Below are 15,471 nucleotides of genomic sequence, written 5' to 3'. Positions count from 1 at the left end.
CTTATTTTTATGCCCGATAAAAACTGGCGCCGAGCCAACACCGCATTACTTATAGTCATTGTTCTCATTAACTGCTATGTCATGGCGCTACCACTTCTCCCAAGCGTCTCTTTTTGGCTACAGAACCGCAATGGTTCGACCGAAAAGGCCTTAGTTGAGCGTCTCACAAAGCCAAACTTAACCCAGGATGCCCCCTCTACCCCTGATGTTTTTCACTCGGATGCTTCCCATGATGGCCTTATTATCCCAAAAATGCTGCTCGATACACCTCTCATTGAAGGCCCAAAAAAAGATAGCTACCGCCTGCTGAATGCCGGCGCCTGGCGCATACCTTTTGGCAGTACCCCAGACAAAGGCGGCAACACCGTCATTGCCGGTCACCGCTTTAGCTACACCGGACCACGCGGTGTCTTTTATTTTCTAAGTAAACTTGAGCCGGGCGATGACATTGGCCTGTGGTACCAGGGCAAGCTCTACCGCTACACGGTCGCGAGCAGTCGTACTCATGCCGCAACTGATACTTACGTTCAAGAGCCGACAGATGACACTCGCCTGACGCTGTATACTTGCACCCCACTATGGAATCCTGTCAGCCGTTTGGTTGTTGTCGCAAAACCTATTCCGAATACGGAGGAGTCGTTATGACAGAAAAAACTAAATTCTTCATATTGCTCGGGCTGCTCGGGCTTAGCATTGGCTTATTGATATACCTCAACACCAATGCTCAGAATGTTTTATTCAGCTAATTAACCTCGGTGTAATTTCGACTGCTAGCGCCTTCAGGGTTGGGAAAAGCTTAACTCGGTGCTTACTCCAAGTCGGTTTAGCTAGCGCGCAGCTACAACCCCACTAGGAGTGGGGTTGATCAAATAATGCAAAGACTACTTGCCTTGCTTTGCAGGACGGCGCCATACTCGTACGAGCAGGGCAGCCAGGACTATCAGTGCTGCGACACCAACAAATGCAATGACCATCGTTCCGGTGTCGGCCAGGCCGCCACCAGATGTGTTAGCCGTGCCGGTTGAAGCACCGCACACTCCGGTATTATCGTACTCTGCACTATTATACGAGCAGTTCCATAAGGAGCTGCAAAATTACTTGGAGCGAGCTGGTATAGTTGTTTCATAATAATTTTCTCTTGTTTAACTTTACACTGCTATGGTATCATCATTATAGCATTAGCGCTAAAAAGTAGAGGACAATTATGTTTACACAACTCGCAATACTCGATCTTTCCACTGGAAGCCTGGTTATTTTACTAATCATCGTTCTCCTACTATTTGGTTCCAAGAAATTGCCTGAACTTTCAAAAAGCCTGGGCGAGTCGGCTCGTGAACTACGAAAAGGCATGAAGAGTGAAGAGGACAAAAAGAAACAACCGAACAGCCAAGACCAGAATCAGGCCTAGTAGATCAGTCGCAGACAAAGCGCCGCTTTCCGCACACCTACGTGAAGTGAAGCGGCGCCTGTTCTTTGTAGCGGTTTCCGTCGCTATTTTCAGCGCACTTGTCTACAGTATTGAGCGTAAGCTAATAGAAATATTGCTCGCGCCCAGCCAAGGTCAGCATTTTGTTTACACTTCGCCAATGGGCGGAATAAATTTTCTTTTCAACGTGTGTTTTTATTTTGGCATAGCCCTGAGCATACCGGCTATCATTTATAACCTACTCAAGTTCCTGCAGCCCCTAATTAAGGGGGCAACGCAGCGTTTATTGTCTGGACAAGTATATCTTCGGGGCTCATAGGAATTGGCGGCATATTGTTTGGCTACTACGCGGGGCTACCTGCCGCTCTGCATTTTCTCCTTAAGCAGCAGTGTCATAATGGTCAAGTCGAAGCCATGATAAGCATAGAGAAATACTTTTCCTTTGTAGTTGCCTACATGGTTGGAGCAGCCTTAATGTTTCAGCTTCCGCTACTACTCATTATTATCAATCGCATTAAGCCACTTACCCCTCAGAAAATGTTCAAGTATGAGCGTGCTGTCATTATGTTTGCTTTTGTTTCAGCATTTATTATGAACCCGACTCCTAATGTAGTTGACCAAATGCTTACAGTCATACCAGTACTAATTTCCTATCAGGTTGGCATTCTCATAGTCTGGCTTGTAAACAAGAAAAATGCGCGGCGGCGATACGCCACACTATTTGACCAGGACACTGCTGCCCGAGACGCACGGCTCGAACGCGCTCGTACTGCTGCGCGACTACCCAGCGAAGTGCTTTCGCCCGCGCAACCCGAAGCGCCACTTCGCTCCACAACAATGCAAAAAACCCTGACTGCCTCGGCGGCAAACATACCGCAACCTCGGGCTGTTTCACCGAAGTATCTTAGCCCTCGACCAGGCTACGTCAGCTCCGGTGGACGGGTTCTCCAAATATAGTCCTTGACATTGCTTCAAAGCTGGATTACACTTGTGCTTGAAATAACAAAATAAACAGGTTCATCTCGCAATGAAACAACAAATTGACGCAATTATGCAAAGAGAAGTCAGCCGCAAAGAATTTTTAGGCATGAGCGGCTTAGCCGTTGCCTCAATATTCGGCCTCGGCAGTATTTTGAAGCTTGCTAACGGTCAAGGTCTGTTCGCCAACAAAGCCTCACGCGGCTATGGCAGCACTCCTTACGGTAAGTAAATAACTGACTATTTATAAAACTAGAGTCAAATATGACTCTAGTTTTGACTTTTACTAATTATTGTGGTAATGTTTATTTATGTTTAACCAATTTGGTCAACAACGATCTAAAACGCCAGGCAACCAGCCGCGTCGAGTGCCAAGCAACGCAGGCGCTCCAAACAGCTCTACGCGCAACAGCTTTTCTGCTCAGATTCGGCCAGATTTTTTGCACCCTTCACCATCAGCAGGCTCAGTCCGCGCGCAATCGACCAATCGCATGCAGCGGATAAAGCCAGATGATTTTCAACGTTTAACACCTAGTGCCCAGCGAGCCGCTCTTTTTGACCAAGCACACCAGCATACAACACAGGCGCGCCAAATGCACTATGGCACGCTTCGAAACCCAAGTTTGGCCCTGCCTGGTGGCTTGAGTGAGCAACAGCACAGAGACTTTAAAATGCTCCAACGCATCGACCCAGTAGCGGCACAAAATAAGCTTATGCACTACCACCACACTGCAGACGTCCGTTACAACAAACCAGGCACAACACCGAAGCCTCCTGCCGGCTCTGGCCTCACCTACCGCCGCCCACCGACAAACAACTCCAATAGTTCGCGCCGCTCTTTCGGAAAATAGATTGTATAAGCTTTCTAAAACTCGCCGGCCGGCTTTTTCGCTTTGCTTATAGCGGTGTATATCCAGGAAAATCGGTGGTACTTAACCTGAACAGAAATTAGACTAAGCCAAGTAAAATCGCCGTTGATAAGTATTCAGCGGCGATTTATACATTTATCCGTACAGCTTCCGCTAGACTACATGCCCATGCCGCCCATGTCGGGAGATGGGGCAGCCTTTGGTTCGGGGACTTCGACAACCAAGGCACCCATGGTCATGCTTGTGCCAGCAATAGACGCAGCATTTTGCAAAGCCTCTTTGGTCACGCGTGTCGGGTCGACAATACCGGCAGACTTAAGATCAACTAGTTTGCTCGGACTGTTGACGTCCACACCTTGGCCAACCTTGGCTTTTTGACCTGCGGCAGCCATTCGTCAGCATTCAGGCCACTGTTGCTCATGAGAATACGGAACGGTTGCTCTAGCGCTTTCACAAGCAATGCTCGCCCAGCGGCGACTGCGTCGTCATCATCGCTCGTAGACGTTCCGCCCGCAAGGTTAACCAGTGTTACACCGCCCCCAGGGACGATACCTTCAACCAGGGCAGCCTTTACGGCAGCCACGGCATCGTCAACGCGATATTTCTTTTCCTCTATTTCGGTTTCCGTCGCTCCACCTACCTTAATGACGGCGACACGGCCACTAAGCGCTGCGTGACGTTTCTGGAAGTTTTCTCTGTCGTACTCACTGTTTGCAGCCTCGGCCTGGGCGGCAATTTGTTTCATGCGAGCATTTACATCCGTGACAGCCCCTACACCTTCGATAATGGTAGTCTCGTCCTTACCAACAATAACCTTGCGCGCCGTACCCACGACGTCCAATTCAACGTTTTCAAACGTCATGCCACGGTCTTCCGTAATAACTTGGGCGCCTGTTAGAATCGCGATGTCTTCGAGCATTTCCTTGCGCTTGTCACCAAAAGCCGGCGCCTTGATTGCAACGGTGTTAAATACCCCCTTTAGCCGGTTCAGAACCAATGTGCCAAGCGCTTCGCCCTCGACATCCTCTGCGATAAGCACGAGATCTTTCTTACCAGCCTGAGCCAGTTTTTCCAAAATCGGCAAAAACTCTTGCACGGATGAAATTTTCTTATCGGTGATGACTATGGCAGGTTTATTGTAAACGGCTTCCATGCGACCAGTATCGGTGACCATGTACGGGCTCACAAAACCACGGTCAAAGGTAAATCCTTCCACCACTTCGCTTTCGAGGCCAAGCCCCTGCCCTTGCTCTACTGTAACCACGCCGTCGCGGCCAACTTTGTCCATGACATCGGCAATGAGATCGCCAATGACACTGTCGCCTGCCGAAATGGTCGCTACCTCAGCCACACGCTGTTTATTGCCTTGAATATCTTCACTCATACCCTCTAGTTTTGTAATGACTTCGTGTGCGGCCGCTTCAAGTCCTTTACGGAGCAATATTGGGTTGTGACCAGCTGCGATGAGCTTATTCGCTTCGTACAGAATGTGATAGGTCAGTACAGTCACGGTGGTCGTACCGTCACCGGCGACATCGTTCATCTTATTTGCAGCTTGCTTAATCAGCTCGGCTCCTACTTTGTAGCCCAATGTTTCATCATCGACATCGGCAATATCTACGCCCTTTGCCACCGTTACACCATCGTGTGTGACCGTGGGCGAGGCGTAACTCTTTGAAATAACGACATTCCGCCCCTTCGGCCCCATAGTTGTTTTTACAGCGTTGTATAAAATCTCTGCCCCCGCTAGCACCCGCCGGCGCGCATCATCATCGTAAAATACCTTTTTTGCCATGCTTATTTCTCCTTCTTCTCTAGTAATTTCTCTATGTTGTGCAACGATTCTACTGCTTTAGCGGTGTTTGTATCTATGTGGTTAGCCCATACGATGGCTAAAACAATAATGATTACACCAATAATAACTTCCATGCTACCCCTTCACCGTGGCCAATACGTCTTCTTCCTTAACCAAAAGGTAATTCTCAGTCCCTACTTTTACTTCCGTCTGGCTGTAACTCTTATAGATAATACGGTCACCGACTTTGACACTTTTTACTGCCGCAGCTACAGCCACAACTTTTGCAACCGTCGGCTTTTCCTGTGCTCCGCCCGGAATGTATAAACCACTTGCTGTTTTTTTTGCTGCTTCTTCTGTCTGGGCAACAATATAATCGGCTAGCGGCTGGATTGGTATATTCATGTTTTCCTCCTTTTTTAAGCGTAATTATTCTCACAAAAGCGGGAATATAGTTATTTATTCGTCGCCGTTAAGCGATTAAACTTTCCTCTTGGCTCTTATCTCATTACTTATGAGCCGGAGGCGAATAAAAGCGTTAGCACTTCTCGCAAGCGAGTGCCAACGCATTAGCACTCACTATACCCGACTGCCAAAACCAGGTCAAGCCCTGCGACTTAGCTCATCTAAAATCTTTCCGAAATAGTATTCGTTAGCTCATTAATAATGTTTCCAAAAAGCTACCTCTAGCCCTACGCTGTCAGGACTATGAGTACAAACGGAAAGAATTATCAAATGAGCAGATTATCCCGCCAGGAATATCTTGGCGTAATGCGAAAGAAATACAAACGTCTCAAGAAGAACCAGAAAAAGAACGCAGCAAATTACTTAGTGACGTGGTAGACATTACTGGCTATCACCGAACCTATGCTAGCGTCTTGCTGCGCTCCCCGCCGCCCAAGGCGATTATCCGTAAGCCGCGGACTGCTCGCTATTCGGTCGAAACTAAGCAAGTTGTTTTGCTACTCTGGCATGCCACTAGTAACATCTGCGCTGAACGCTTGCAGCCATTCATGCCAGAGCTTTTAGATAAGCTAGTAGCGTGCGGCGAACTGGCCGTAAGACCCGAAATCGATGATCAGCTTAGGCAAATTAGTCTAGCTACTGTTAAACGCATTGTCTCCCGCGAGAAGCGACGCAGCATCATCCGAATTGGCGGTACAACCAAACCAGGTAGTCTGCTAAAACGGCAGATTAGTGTGCGTTATGGTCGCTGGGACGAAACAACACCGGGTTGGTGCGAAACAGACACCGTAGCCCACTGTGGCGACACATTAGCTGGCACGTTTATCTACAGTCTAAATTTAACGGATGTAGCTACTAGCTGGAGTGAGCAGGTGGCTATTATGGGCAAGGGTGAACGAGCGTCTGTAACTGGCCTTGACAGTGCCCGTAAGCGTTTGCCGTTTAAACTACTGGGTATTGATTCGGACAACGGCAGCGAATTCATCAATTGGCACATGGCGCGCTATGCTAAGAATAATCGATTAACCTTTACCCGTTCTAGGCCATACAGAAAGAACGACCAAGCCCATGTCGAACAAAAGAACTGGACTGCCATACGGCAACTAGTGGGTTACCAACGTATGGACACAAATGAACAGCTAGAAAGCCTAAATGACCTCTACCAAAACGAGTGGAGGCAGTACCTTAATTTTTCCAACCAACTATGAAAGTTAAAGAAACCGTTAAAGACCAGGCTACGGGCAAGAAAACCAAACGCTATTACCCAGCTCAAACACCCTACCAACGGCTGATGAGTCACCCTAACGTCAGCGACAAGCAGAAAGCCATGCTACAATCACAATATGACAGCTTGAATCCCGCGAAATTACAACGTGAGATTCAACGGAAACTTAAAGCTTTAGAAACTAGTTTCAGCAAGATTGTTAAATGAGCTAATACGGCCCTGAAACTTTGACTAAAATACGCCTTTCGCTGTTTTACAGCTCGAAAAGCGAAATGCGCGCAAAAAAACAGTAGCCTATGGTCATTGGTTGTGAATCTAAAGGTGTGAGTATTCGTTAGTCCAGTATAATGCCACCATGCACACCAGCATTAACACGACTGTTCTTATGAGCGACGCGGAATACTTTGACGATGGTTACGCAATAAACCCCTTTATGGGTGGCTCTGAGCAGGTCAATATTTCTCAAGCCATTTCCGAACACAATCTTCTCACTAACACCCTGAAACAAATCGGAGTTGCAGTTTTGCAAGTCCCAGCACCTCCACGGCTTCAAGACGGCGTATATACTGCCAACTGGGGGCTTGTACGGGGCGACAAAGCCGTACTTTCTAGTCTACCCACCTCTAGACAAGGCGAGCAACCGTACGCGAAACAAGCGCTGGAAAACCTGGGTAAAACCATTTACGAAGTACCCCGTGGGCTAAAATTTAGCGGTCAGGGCGACGCACTGCCTTGTGGCAATTACCTGTTTTGTGGCAGCGGCTACCGCACCGACAGCGAAGTTCATCCGTTTTTAGCCGAAACACTAGGCTATGAAACAATCACCTTGCAGACCATACCACTTCTAGATGCCGGCGGTAAACCCGCTGCAAATGCCATTTCTGGATGGGCAGATAGTTATTTTTACGACCTAGATCTAGCACTGGCCGTCCTAAAGTTTCCAGCAGACAACCAAAAAGGTCTCATAGCCTGGTGCCCAGACGCCTTCCTGCCCGAAAGCAGAGACAGACTCCGTGAATTCGATGGTGTTGATAAAATAGAGGTCAGTTTTACGGAAGCCAAAGAAGCTTTCGCCTGTAACCTAGTAAGCACGGGCAGTTATGTAGTCATGAGCGCCAGTGCGCCAAATCTTAGAGCCGCCATCGATGTTCACGGGCTACAGACCATCCCACTCGCTATGCCACAACTAGCCAAAGGTGGTGGTTTCATCCGCTGCACCACCCTCACCCTTGACAACATATAGTTTCGATATTCCAATGTTCTATTGTATACTTGCCCCAACGGTGCATACGGTGGAGCACCCGCCTATAGTAAGGTAGATCAAACTAGCTACGTGGCTAGTCCTGTTGCAGGAGAAGGCATATCTTTTTTGTCCAAATTCATTTTTTGAGGTAACAAAATTGTCTGAGCCAAATACACACCCTTCTACCAACACAACACCCGACGAAACTCCAGGCTTGACTAGGCGCATCTTTTTATCAGCTAGCTTAAATCTTGGTGTCACCTTAGCAACCACGGTTGCTGCAGATGGGGCGGTTCGGCGTAGTTGGAATGAGGTAATAGGACAAGAGCCTCAAATTGAGACTGTTTATGGTACTAGCCGTGGTTCTACCAGTCAACGTCATCTTGTACACGTCGACGGCACCGGTACAACGCACTCTTGGTCGAGCCACACGCTCATCCCTAGCGCTGGACAATTTGCCCACATTCACGCAGTCAAACACGGAACGCATGGGGTAGACCCCCAAGGAATTGCACGGCTTGTGCATGAACGTATTCATGCCCTTGACAATACGCCTTCCTCGCAAAATCTCTACTCTCCGCTTCCTCATGAAGTTGTTCTAGTAGGGACAAGTCAGGGTGCTAATTTGGTCGTCGCAATGGCCGCTGAGCTCCTAACAAACCCGCTGTACCGAAACACACGTCTCGGTGCCCTTGTGCTTCGAGATCCAACTTTTGGCGAAGACAGTATCCTCGGCGTACAACAACTCGCTGCGCGTGGCATGAATGCAGGTCGTGCAGTAGTCTCCCAAGCCGGGCCACTTGAATACTATCTCGGTGAACTTGCACACGTCTCGTTTGATTCCATCCCTTGGTGGGAGAAGCCCGCTGAGGCCTGGCGCCGTACAATGCATCCCATTGGCGTAAAGACCCTCAGTGACCAATTAGACATGATTCGTAGTTTTCCAGAGCAATGGCCAGGCTTCGCAAAAGCGCTAGCAGGCGTGCCAATCCACCTCATCCAAAGCGGTAACGATGAGCTGGTTGATAGCATTTACTCACATGCTCGCCTGGCCGCTCAACGACCCGACATCATCACCCACGACTTGCCTGGCGCAACGCACGCCACATTCTACTTTGACGACGACCCCATGCACCGAGCACAGTATTATAACCAGTCTGCAGTTATTCAACAGATTCTCCTTTCTCTTGGATGGAAAGCAGAGTGGGATGTTGCCCGCCAACAGCCCTATGAAAGCCCAAAGAAAACAACTAGGCGGACAGTCGACGCTACGAACTAGCGCCACACTGCAAATTTACTGCCTGTTCTTCAGAGGCAATAAACCGTCTGTCCATCTCGTCGTTGCCTGAGTGAATGCGTTCGATAGCTACCGGTTGCGCAGTGCATCTTTTGCCGCGGCGACCTCGTCCCAAGGGACAGAAATGACGCGGTCGGGGTTGGTATCGTCTTGCTTCAAATAACGAAGCTCGGCAGCGCGCGGTCCGCCACGTAAAATGTCTTTTTCGTGGCCTTTACCCAGTAGTAACACAGCATCATCAGCACTATGTGCCCTACTTACCGCAAACTGAACCGCCTCTGTACGGTCATGCACCAGAAAAAGATTACTGTCACGCACTTTTCCGACTTTTTCTGCTCCACGCGCAATTTGATCCATTATTTCTTGCCCGTCGCAGTCGCGGTCATCTTCCTCGGTCACAACAACTTCGTCGGCGTACTTCCCTGCCAACTCGCCTTGCACCGCACGCTTGGCTTCGTCGCGCCGCCCAGCCGAACCAAACATCACAATGAGCTTGCCTTTAACAACTGGCCGCAGGTCTTTAAATAGTTTCTCAAAACTGTCTGGGGTGTGTGCGTAGTCGACCACAACCGAAAATGGCTGCCCCTCGTCCAGCGCTGTCATGCGACCCTCGACACCAGCGAGTGTGGCAATCCCCTGCTCTACCTGCTCGCGTGTCAAACCCACAGCCTGTCCAACACACACCGCAGCCAAGGAGTTATAAACGTTAAAACTACCCGGCAGTCGGCTGGTTATATGGTAGGTTTCCGTTCCAGCGGTAGCCGTGTAGCGTATGCCATCGGCTCTCAGCTGCACGTCTTTCGCGCGCACATCGCCAGCCTCAACCCCATAGGACACCCTGTTTTCGGTTTCTAGCCCAAAGTCGACACTCTGAGGGTCGTCGGCATTTACTACGCCCAGACGCCTCCCACGTGCGTTTCGCTGCGTCATTTCAAACATCCGCCGCTTCGCTGCTCGGTAGTTCTCAAATGTCTTGTGGTAATCTAGGTGCTCGTGAGTAATATTCGTAACCACCGCTATGCTATACGGCACGCCCCATGTCCGATGCTGCGCGAGCGCATGTGATGTCGTTTCTAGCACTAGCCACTCCATGCCCTCGGCTTTCATCTTTTTTAGCCGCACCATCAGTTCCCGCGGTCCCACGTTCGTCATGTGCTGCACCTGTGGCTGAATGTTTTTACCCACGCCGTAAGCCACTGTTGTCATGAGCCCAGCCTTGTAACCAGCCTCAACCAGCATGTGATGTATGAAAAATGTCGTGGTGGTTTTCCCGTTTGTCCCTGTTACTCCCACCACCTTCAGCCCTCGCCCCGGAAACCCGTACACCGCATTCCACAACACCGCCTCGGCCAAATGCCCCAGCGGCCCCACCTTCTCAAACACCTTCACTGGCACCACCCGTTTTACCATACTTCGTATATTCATATATGGAATTATACATATAGTCGCCAAGAGACTTCCTTAATCAGTAAAACAAGCCCAACTGTTGGGCTTGTTTTACTGATTATAGATGGAGATGATTTTAATTTAGTTTTTCGGTCATCTCATCAGCAATGTCGAGCATCATCGCTTGCATCATCTCCTCGTAATGAGGGATCTGCTTTTCGACCCAGTCAAGAATGTCATCCTCTGCCTGCCCTTTTGCCTGCATTGCTTCAACCTGTTCATAGGTTTTATCGTCAAGCAGTTCAGGAAGCGCCGTTGCCAAACGAGTATTGGCAAGCAGCTCAACCTTGGCGAGGATAATATCTTGATCTTGCTCAGGTAAGTCACCTACGCCAAGTGCTTCTACCAATTTATGTTTAAAATCCGTTTTATTAATTTTCATCTTTTTCTTCCTTTTATTTTGTTACCTACTCTGACAGCATACCACTATTTCCAGCCAAAAAGTTTGGCCATAAACTCATTAAACTGAGCCTGCTGTGCGGCATTCAACGCATGATTGCCATCATAAACTTGCAGTGTGTTACCGACTTGGTGAAGATTGTAATGGCCTCCGCCTTGGTTTGCGGCTTCCATAGCCTGACGGATTGAGTCCACTTCGTGTCCAGGTGCAGCACCGTGTGCGAGTTGCCATGGGTATTGGTTAGTATCTAATGTACTGGCTGATCCACCAGCTCCGCTGTTGTTAGCACTACTATTGTCAAGCCACCATTTATCGGCATTCGTGCCTTGTCCTGGTTGATCATTTGGGTAAACATCACCGTAAGTGCTTTGGACTGGTGCGTCATGATGAATGACATTGGAACCAGTCCACCGTCCTAGGCCAAAGCCAACGCTGGCTGCTAAGGTACCCACTGCACCAGCCGCTGCGCGTCGACGCTGGTTTCTATGAACAATCTCGCTTGTATGACCTTCAACAAGTATAGTTTGGTCTGAAAATGTACCCCGTTGTGCAGCATCAACTGTGGCCCCACCAAACCGTTCATAGAGCTCCTGCGAACGATTTGAAAGTGCAGTCTCACCTGCGGAAGTGTTTGCGTAGTGCCGTGAGGCGGCACCGGCAATCCCGTGGCCTATCTTGCGACCGCCATAGGCGGCGGCAACGCCACCTGCCAATGTGCCTAACCAAGCAACACCTAGCGCAGCAACTCCAAGGCCACCCGCAAGACCAAGCGCGGCGGCTGGAATTGCAACGCGGACAATTTTACCAAAGCGTCCCGATTCCGACCACTTACGTGCAATATGATTCTGTAGGCTACTAAAGCGGCCGGTGTTCGCCTGAAGCTGCTGTAGACCCAAAATGCGATTTTCTAATCCTATTGCTTCATCAAGGTGCATATTAAGAAGTTGTGCGCGACGATGCTCTGGAGTAATTTCACCATTCGAAGTTGTAAGATGCGCGACTCTACGGTTGAACACGGTAGCATAAGCAGCCCTATATTCCCGCCGAGCGTCTTCGACTTGCTGGTCGAGCTCGTTCGAGCCTCGGTTGCTCACCCCATTATTCATCTTATCCATCGCACGCAGCCTACCCCCTCCTCATGTAGCGGCCCCACCCAGGTAAAATACCGCTCCGTCTGTTGGTTGTCTTTTGTCCCCCGGCGCAGGCAGGGCCGCGCTATCCGACGCTCCGGGGCGCCCGCGGCCCGCCGCTCCCGTATTGGTAAGCCCCCCGAGAGCCCCGGCCCGCCCGCGGGGCGACCCTTCGCCGCCGCGTCGCCTGGGCCGTCCGTCAGTAACCGCCCCCGCCCCGGTCAGCACCTCCCCGCGCCCCCGGTACCGGGGCTGCGCCCCGGCGGCCCGCGCCCGCCGCGTCTCTCCCCGGGCCAGCCGCGGCGGGCGCGGGGCTCGGCCCCCACCCCGGGTTCCCGCGCCGCCCCTCCGGCCGGAACCCCACGCCCACAGGGGCCCCCGCGCCCTTAGTCGACGCAGGCGGCTACGGCCTGGTGCAAGGCGACCAAGGTGACCATTACGCATATTAGCCGAAAGAGCGGTGTAGTTCCCTGCGGCCTGGCTCAATGCCATTCGTTCGGCATAGATCGCATCGTTCTCTGCATAAGCCTCGTCTATTACAGCGTCCACCCCTGGACGATTCTCGCCAGGTTGAGATTGGGAGTTGGAGCGCGATGTATTATTGGCTCCACCACCCGTGAGTAATTGTCCGTATTCGTCTACGCTATGTACATTATTTTTTTTGATGGCTTTCAGACGAGCGGCATCTTTACGGGCATACATTGAGTCTGCTTCCTGTTTCGCCCGTCTTTTAGCTGCAGCCGAGCTAACACCATGCTGCTCAAGATCAGCTATCCTGCGCTGTACAAATGTGTCTTTTTCTTGTGGGTCAACCTCTCTTCGGAGACGTACAATTAGGTCGGCTTGCGACAGGGATAAGCCCTCGCTGGTTTGCAGATCCAATATTTCCTTGACCTCTTCCTCAGCTTGTTTAACTTCTTTGCGAGCAGCTGAATTGCGTTTTCTCGTCAGAGTATCACGCGCTGGTTGTGGAAGATGCTTGGCATCATCTGGCTCAACGCGTAATGCGTCAGCCCGTTCTTTTGCGCCATCGACAAGACCGTGTCGTGGGTTCTGCGCGTCCGCAATTACGTTACCCTGGGCATCGGTGTACGTTCGACCGCTAGAACCAAAAATACGCAACTCTGCCTCGTCGTTATAAGCTTCGATTTGCGCAACTCGCTCAGGGCTGTTGTTATATGCTTCAGTATCTGCTTCGGTTTTCTGGCGGTTTTCCAACTCAGCGTCTAGTACGTTCCATTGTTGTTTTACCTCGTGAAAACTACTCCTGGGAACATGAGCTGCCAACGCCTGTCGCTGTAATCGCACAGCGTCGGCCTCGGGTGTATTAGCTGCTGGGTGGGGGTTGGGGGATTGATTTGGGTTTGCCATTGTATTTAATTCCTTTCTAGTGAAATGTGAGTTCTAAGTACTTTATTGTTGTTTTTTATGTTTTTTATGTTGTTACCTGGCTATATTAGCAAATCTTAAGCGGTTTGTCAACTATATCCCTACTTGTTTGCTATTGTGTCAAATATTTTACAACAATATTTGTTATACTGGGGTGACATATGATAATACTTGGGTTAGAAACCAGTTGTGATGAGACGGCGGTGGCAATCGTGCAAGACGGCGATACGCTCCTGTCAAATGTAGTAGCGAGCAGCATGGATTTGCAGGCGCAATATGGTGGCGTGGTGCCAGAACTTGCCGCTAGAAGCCACATCGAAGTTATCAATTCTGTTTTGGATGAAGCATTAACAGAGGCGGGTTGCACCTGGGATGACATTGACGGCATTGCCGTCACCTATGGCCCCGGCCTCGGCGGATCGCTACTGATTGGAGTGCTCACTGCCCGAACCATTGCGATAATTCATAACAAGCCGCTATACGCTATCAACCACGTTGAAGCGCATGTCTATGCCAATTTTTTGACGACAGTCAAAAAGTTACAAGCGCGTAGCGCGAGCGACGAGCGGAGCGAGCTGGGAGAGTGCGAGCAGACAGTGAACGAAGCGATATTGGCACCCGAAGAGAGCCAAGTCTCTCTTCAAAAACAGTTGTCCGAATACAAACTTCCCCTTACCCAACCCCACTTCCCTCTCCTTGCCCTGATCGTCAGCGGCGGTCACACGCAGTTAGCCTTGTTTAATGACCATTTTGATTACACCCTACTCGGGCAAACGCATGATGATGCGATTGGCGAGGCGTTTGATAAAGTCGCAAAAATTGTCGGGCTTCCCTACCCCGGTGGCCCAAGCATAGGCAAAAAAGCGCTCGAAGGTAACCCGCAAGCCTTTGATTTCCCCAAAGCCAAGATAAGTCACATTAGCACTCAGCTACAAAAAATCAGACACACAAGAAAAGCATCTGCGCCGCAGCCCAGCAATAGCATTGTCTCCAAGGGCGACACAAATTCAGCTCTTATCTCTTACTCCTTAACTCATGACTCTGGTACAAATAGTAGCTACGACTTTAGTTTTTCCGGGCTCAAAACAGCCGTTTTACGCACTGCACAGCAGCTTATAGGTGCAGATCACACGTTTCCATCCAAAAACCTACCAGAACGACTCTCTGAGGCTCAGAAGGCCGACGTAGCAGCCAGCTTCCAACGTATCGCTATCGAAACGGTCGTTGATAAAACCCTGTTGGCCTACGAAGAGTTTAAGCCGGCTAGCGTTGTCATTGCCGGAGGAGTAGCCGCGAGCGCTGAGCTTCGCCGTCAGCTTGCCGAGCGACTCCCCTGCCCTATTGCCTATACCGACCCCCGTCTTTGCACTGACAATGGCGCTATGATAGCGACCCTCGGCTGCTTTATGATGAAGTGCGGTAAACCAGTTTCTGACCCATATAGCTTAGGTATTCATCCCAACCTTAGTATGTAAAGAGAATACTCGACTTTCGCTGAATTTTATCTGTCTTTCTCAACATATACTTTTCCCGCTGCTTTCACATGAAACACAACCACCCCACGGCCGACCCTTACAACCTCATTATCAAGCCAAGCCGGAGCATGTAAAGCAAGTCCTACCCGGAGTAACCACACAGAGTTTGTTGGTATATTTCGTAGGTTATGCACTCACCAATTGCGCCACGCTCTAGTGCTACAGCTGGTAGCTGGTGGGGGCGCCGAGCATTATAGGCAAGAGCCCAGGGTGACTCAGACGAGTTATATCGAAGTGGGTAAGCATCATAGTTCATACGGTAACAAATTGTGA

17 protein-coding genes and 1 pseudogene are annotated in these 15,471 nt (G+C 50.1%); 11 read left to right on the top strand and 7 right to left on the bottom strand.

The annotated features are described in order from the left end of the window. The first annotated feature begins 9 nt into the window (after positions 1–9). Positions 10–645: a sortase gene (locus IPL85_02290; protein ID QQS20255.1), complete on the top strand. Its 636-nt coding sequence runs from the start codon at positions 10–12 to the stop codon at positions 643–645. Positions 646–881: 236 nt separating this feature from the next. Here the strand turns inward: IPL85_02290 and IPL85_02285 are convergent, their stop codons facing one another. Beyond that, positions 882–1,037, bottom strand: coding sequence for a hypothetical protein (locus IPL85_02285; GenBank protein ID QQS20254.1), 156 nt, complete (start codon positions 1,035–1,037; stop codon positions 882–884). Between the two features lie 167 nt (positions 1,038–1,204). Between IPL85_02285 and IPL85_02280 the strand changes: the two genes are divergently transcribed. The 5 genes from IPL85_02280 to IPL85_02260 all read left to right on the top strand — a co-directional run bounded on the left by IPL85_02280 (position 1,205) and on the right by IPL85_02260 (position 3,255). Beyond that, positions 1,205–1,408 (top strand): twin-arginine translocase TatA/TatE family subunit, encoded by a 204-nt coding sequence (locus IPL85_02280; GenBank protein ID QQS20253.1) that lies wholly within the window; start codon positions 1,205–1,207, stop codon positions 1,406–1,408. Further along, positions 1,356–1,745, top strand: coding sequence for a twin-arginine translocase subunit TatC (locus IPL85_02275; GenBank protein QQS20252.1), 390 nt, complete (start codon positions 1,356–1,358; stop codon positions 1,743–1,745). The genes IPL85_02280 and IPL85_02275 overlap by 53 nt, the downstream gene beginning before the upstream one ends. Then, on the top strand, positions 1,712–2,383 hold the full coding sequence (locus tag IPL85_02270; GenBank protein QQS20424.1) for a twin-arginine translocase subunit TatC: 672 nt from the start codon (positions 1,712–1,714) through the stop codon (positions 2,381–2,383). The genes IPL85_02275 and IPL85_02270 overlap by 34 nt, the downstream gene beginning before the upstream one ends. A 70-nt stretch (positions 2,384–2,453) precedes the next feature. After that, a complete protein-coding gene (locus IPL85_02265; protein ID QQS20251.1) occupies positions 2,454–2,636 on the top strand; it encodes a hypothetical protein in 183 nt (60 codons plus the stop codon). 79 nt (positions 2,637–2,715) lie between these two features. Beyond that, complete coding sequence (locus IPL85_02260) at positions 2,716–3,255, top strand: hypothetical protein (protein QQS20250.1); 540 nt, start codon at positions 2,716–2,718, stop codon at positions 3,253–3,255. A gap of 176 nt (positions 3,256–3,431) precedes the next feature. On the opposite strand, the pseudogene groL reads toward IPL85_02260, so the two are convergent. Then, positions 3,432–5,068: pseudogene (gene groL, locus IPL85_02255) on the bottom strand (chaperonin GroEL). Positions 5,069–5,203: 135 nt separating this feature from the next. Then, complete coding sequence (locus tag IPL85_02250) at positions 5,204–5,473, bottom strand: co-chaperone GroES (protein QQS20249.1); 270 nt, start codon at positions 5,471–5,473, stop codon at positions 5,204–5,206. Positions 5,474–5,904: 431 nt separating this feature from the next. On the opposite strand from IPL85_02250, the gene IPL85_02245 reads away from it, so the two are divergent. The 4 genes from IPL85_02245 (at position 5,905) to IPL85_02230 (ending at position 9,280) form a co-directional block, all read left to right on the top strand. Then, positions 5,905–6,741: an integrase gene (locus IPL85_02245; GenBank protein QQS20248.1), complete on the top strand. Its 837-nt coding sequence runs from the start codon at positions 5,905–5,907 to the stop codon at positions 6,739–6,741. Continuing rightward, positions 6,738–6,965, top strand: a complete 228-nt coding sequence (locus tag IPL85_02240; GenBank protein QQS20247.1) for a hypothetical protein — start codon at positions 6,738–6,740, stop codon at positions 6,963–6,965. The genes IPL85_02245 and IPL85_02240 overlap by 4 nt, the downstream gene beginning before the upstream one ends. A gap of 148 nt (positions 6,966–7,113) precedes the next feature. Continuing rightward, on the top strand, positions 7,114–8,001 hold the full coding sequence (locus tag IPL85_02235) for an amidinotransferase (protein ID QQS20246.1): 888 nt from the start codon (positions 7,114–7,116) through the stop codon (positions 7,999–8,001). A gap of 157 nt (positions 8,002–8,158) precedes the next feature. Next, complete coding sequence (locus IPL85_02230) at positions 8,159–9,280, top strand: alpha/beta hydrolase (protein ID QQS20245.1); 1,122 nt, start codon at positions 8,159–8,161, stop codon at positions 9,278–9,280. 87 nt (positions 9,281–9,367) lie between these two features. Here the strand turns inward: IPL85_02230 and murE are convergent, their stop codons facing one another. The 4 genes from murE to IPL85_02210 form a co-directional block, all read right to left on the bottom strand. Then, positions 9,368–10,723: a UDP-N-acetylmuramyl-tripeptide synthetase gene (gene murE / locus IPL85_02225; protein ID QQS20244.1), complete on the bottom strand. Its 1,356-nt coding sequence runs from the start codon at positions 10,721–10,723 to the stop codon at positions 9,368–9,370. Positions 10,724–10,820: 97 nt separating this feature from the next. After that, positions 10,821–11,126: a hypothetical protein gene (locus IPL85_02220; GenBank protein QQS20243.1), complete on the bottom strand. Its 306-nt coding sequence runs from the start codon at positions 11,124–11,126 to the stop codon at positions 10,821–10,823. A gap of 44 nt (positions 11,127–11,170) precedes the next feature. Next, positions 11,171–12,259: a hypothetical protein gene (locus IPL85_02215; GenBank protein ID QQS20242.1), complete on the bottom strand. Its 1,089-nt coding sequence runs from the start codon at positions 12,257–12,259 to the stop codon at positions 11,171–11,173. 21 nt (positions 12,260–12,280) lie between these two features. Next, positions 12,281–13,645, bottom strand: a complete 1,365-nt coding sequence (locus tag IPL85_02210) for a hypothetical protein (GenBank protein QQS20241.1) — start codon at positions 13,643–13,645, stop codon at positions 12,281–12,283. Between the two features lie 179 nt (positions 13,646–13,824). Here IPL85_02210 and IPL85_02205 point away from each other — a divergent pair, with 179 nt between their 5' ends. Further along, entirely contained in the window at positions 13,825–15,138 is a 1,314-nt protein-coding gene (locus IPL85_02205; protein QQS20240.1) for a tRNA (adenosine(37)-N6)-threonylcarbamoyltransferase complex transferase subunit TsaD, read from the top strand. The last annotated feature ends 333 nt before the right edge of the window (positions 15,139–15,471 follow it).

It is taken from the genome of Candidatus Saccharibacteria bacterium, assembly GCA_016699955.1.
Classification (GTDB): domain Bacteria; phylum Patescibacteriota; class Saccharimonadia; order Saccharimonadales; family UBA4665; genus JAGXIT01.
Note: the sequence above shows the minus strand (reverse complement) of the source record. Positions and strands in the feature narration are given on the sequence as shown.

Coding starts and splice junctions, on each gene's coding strand:
- IPL85_02220 (QQS20243.1), bottom strand. CDS start 11,126: ATGAAAATTAATAAAACGGATTTTAAACATAAATTGGTAGAAGCACTT.
- IPL85_02235 (QQS20246.1), top strand. CDS start 7,114: ATGCACACCAGCATTAACACGACTGTTCTTATGAGCGACGCGGAATAC.
- IPL85_02265 (QQS20251.1), top strand. CDS start 2,454: ATGAAACAACAAATTGACGCAATTATGCAAAGAGAAGTCAGCCGCAAA.
- IPL85_02250 (QQS20249.1), bottom strand. CDS start 5,473: ATGAATATACCAATCCAGCCGCTAGCCGATTATATTGTTGCCCAGACA.
- IPL85_02215 (QQS20242.1), bottom strand. CDS start 12,259: ATGGATAAGATGAATAATGGGGTGAGCAACCGAGGCTCGAACGAGCTC.
- IPL85_02260 (QQS20250.1), top strand. CDS start 2,716: ATGTTTAACCAATTTGGTCAACAACGATCTAAAACGCCAGGCAACCAG.
- murE (QQS20244.1), bottom strand. CDS start 10,723: ATGAATATACGAAGTATGGTAAAACGGGTGGTGCCAGTGAAGGTGTTT.
- IPL85_02240 (QQS20247.1), top strand. CDS start 6,738: ATGAAAGTTAAAGAAACCGTTAAAGACCAGGCTACGGGCAAGAAAACC.
- IPL85_02290 (QQS20255.1), top strand. CDS start 10: ATGCCCGATAAAAACTGGCGCCGAGCCAACACCGCATTACTTATAGTC.
- IPL85_02210 (QQS20241.1), bottom strand. CDS start 13,645: ATGGCAAACCCAAATCAATCCCCCAACCCCCACCCAGCAGCTAATACA.
- IPL85_02205 (QQS20240.1), top strand. CDS start 13,825: ATGATAATACTTGGGTTAGAAACCAGTTGTGATGAGACGGCGGTGGCA.
- IPL85_02280 (QQS20253.1), top strand. CDS start 1,205: ATGTTTACACAACTCGCAATACTCGATCTTTCCACTGGAAGCCTGGTT.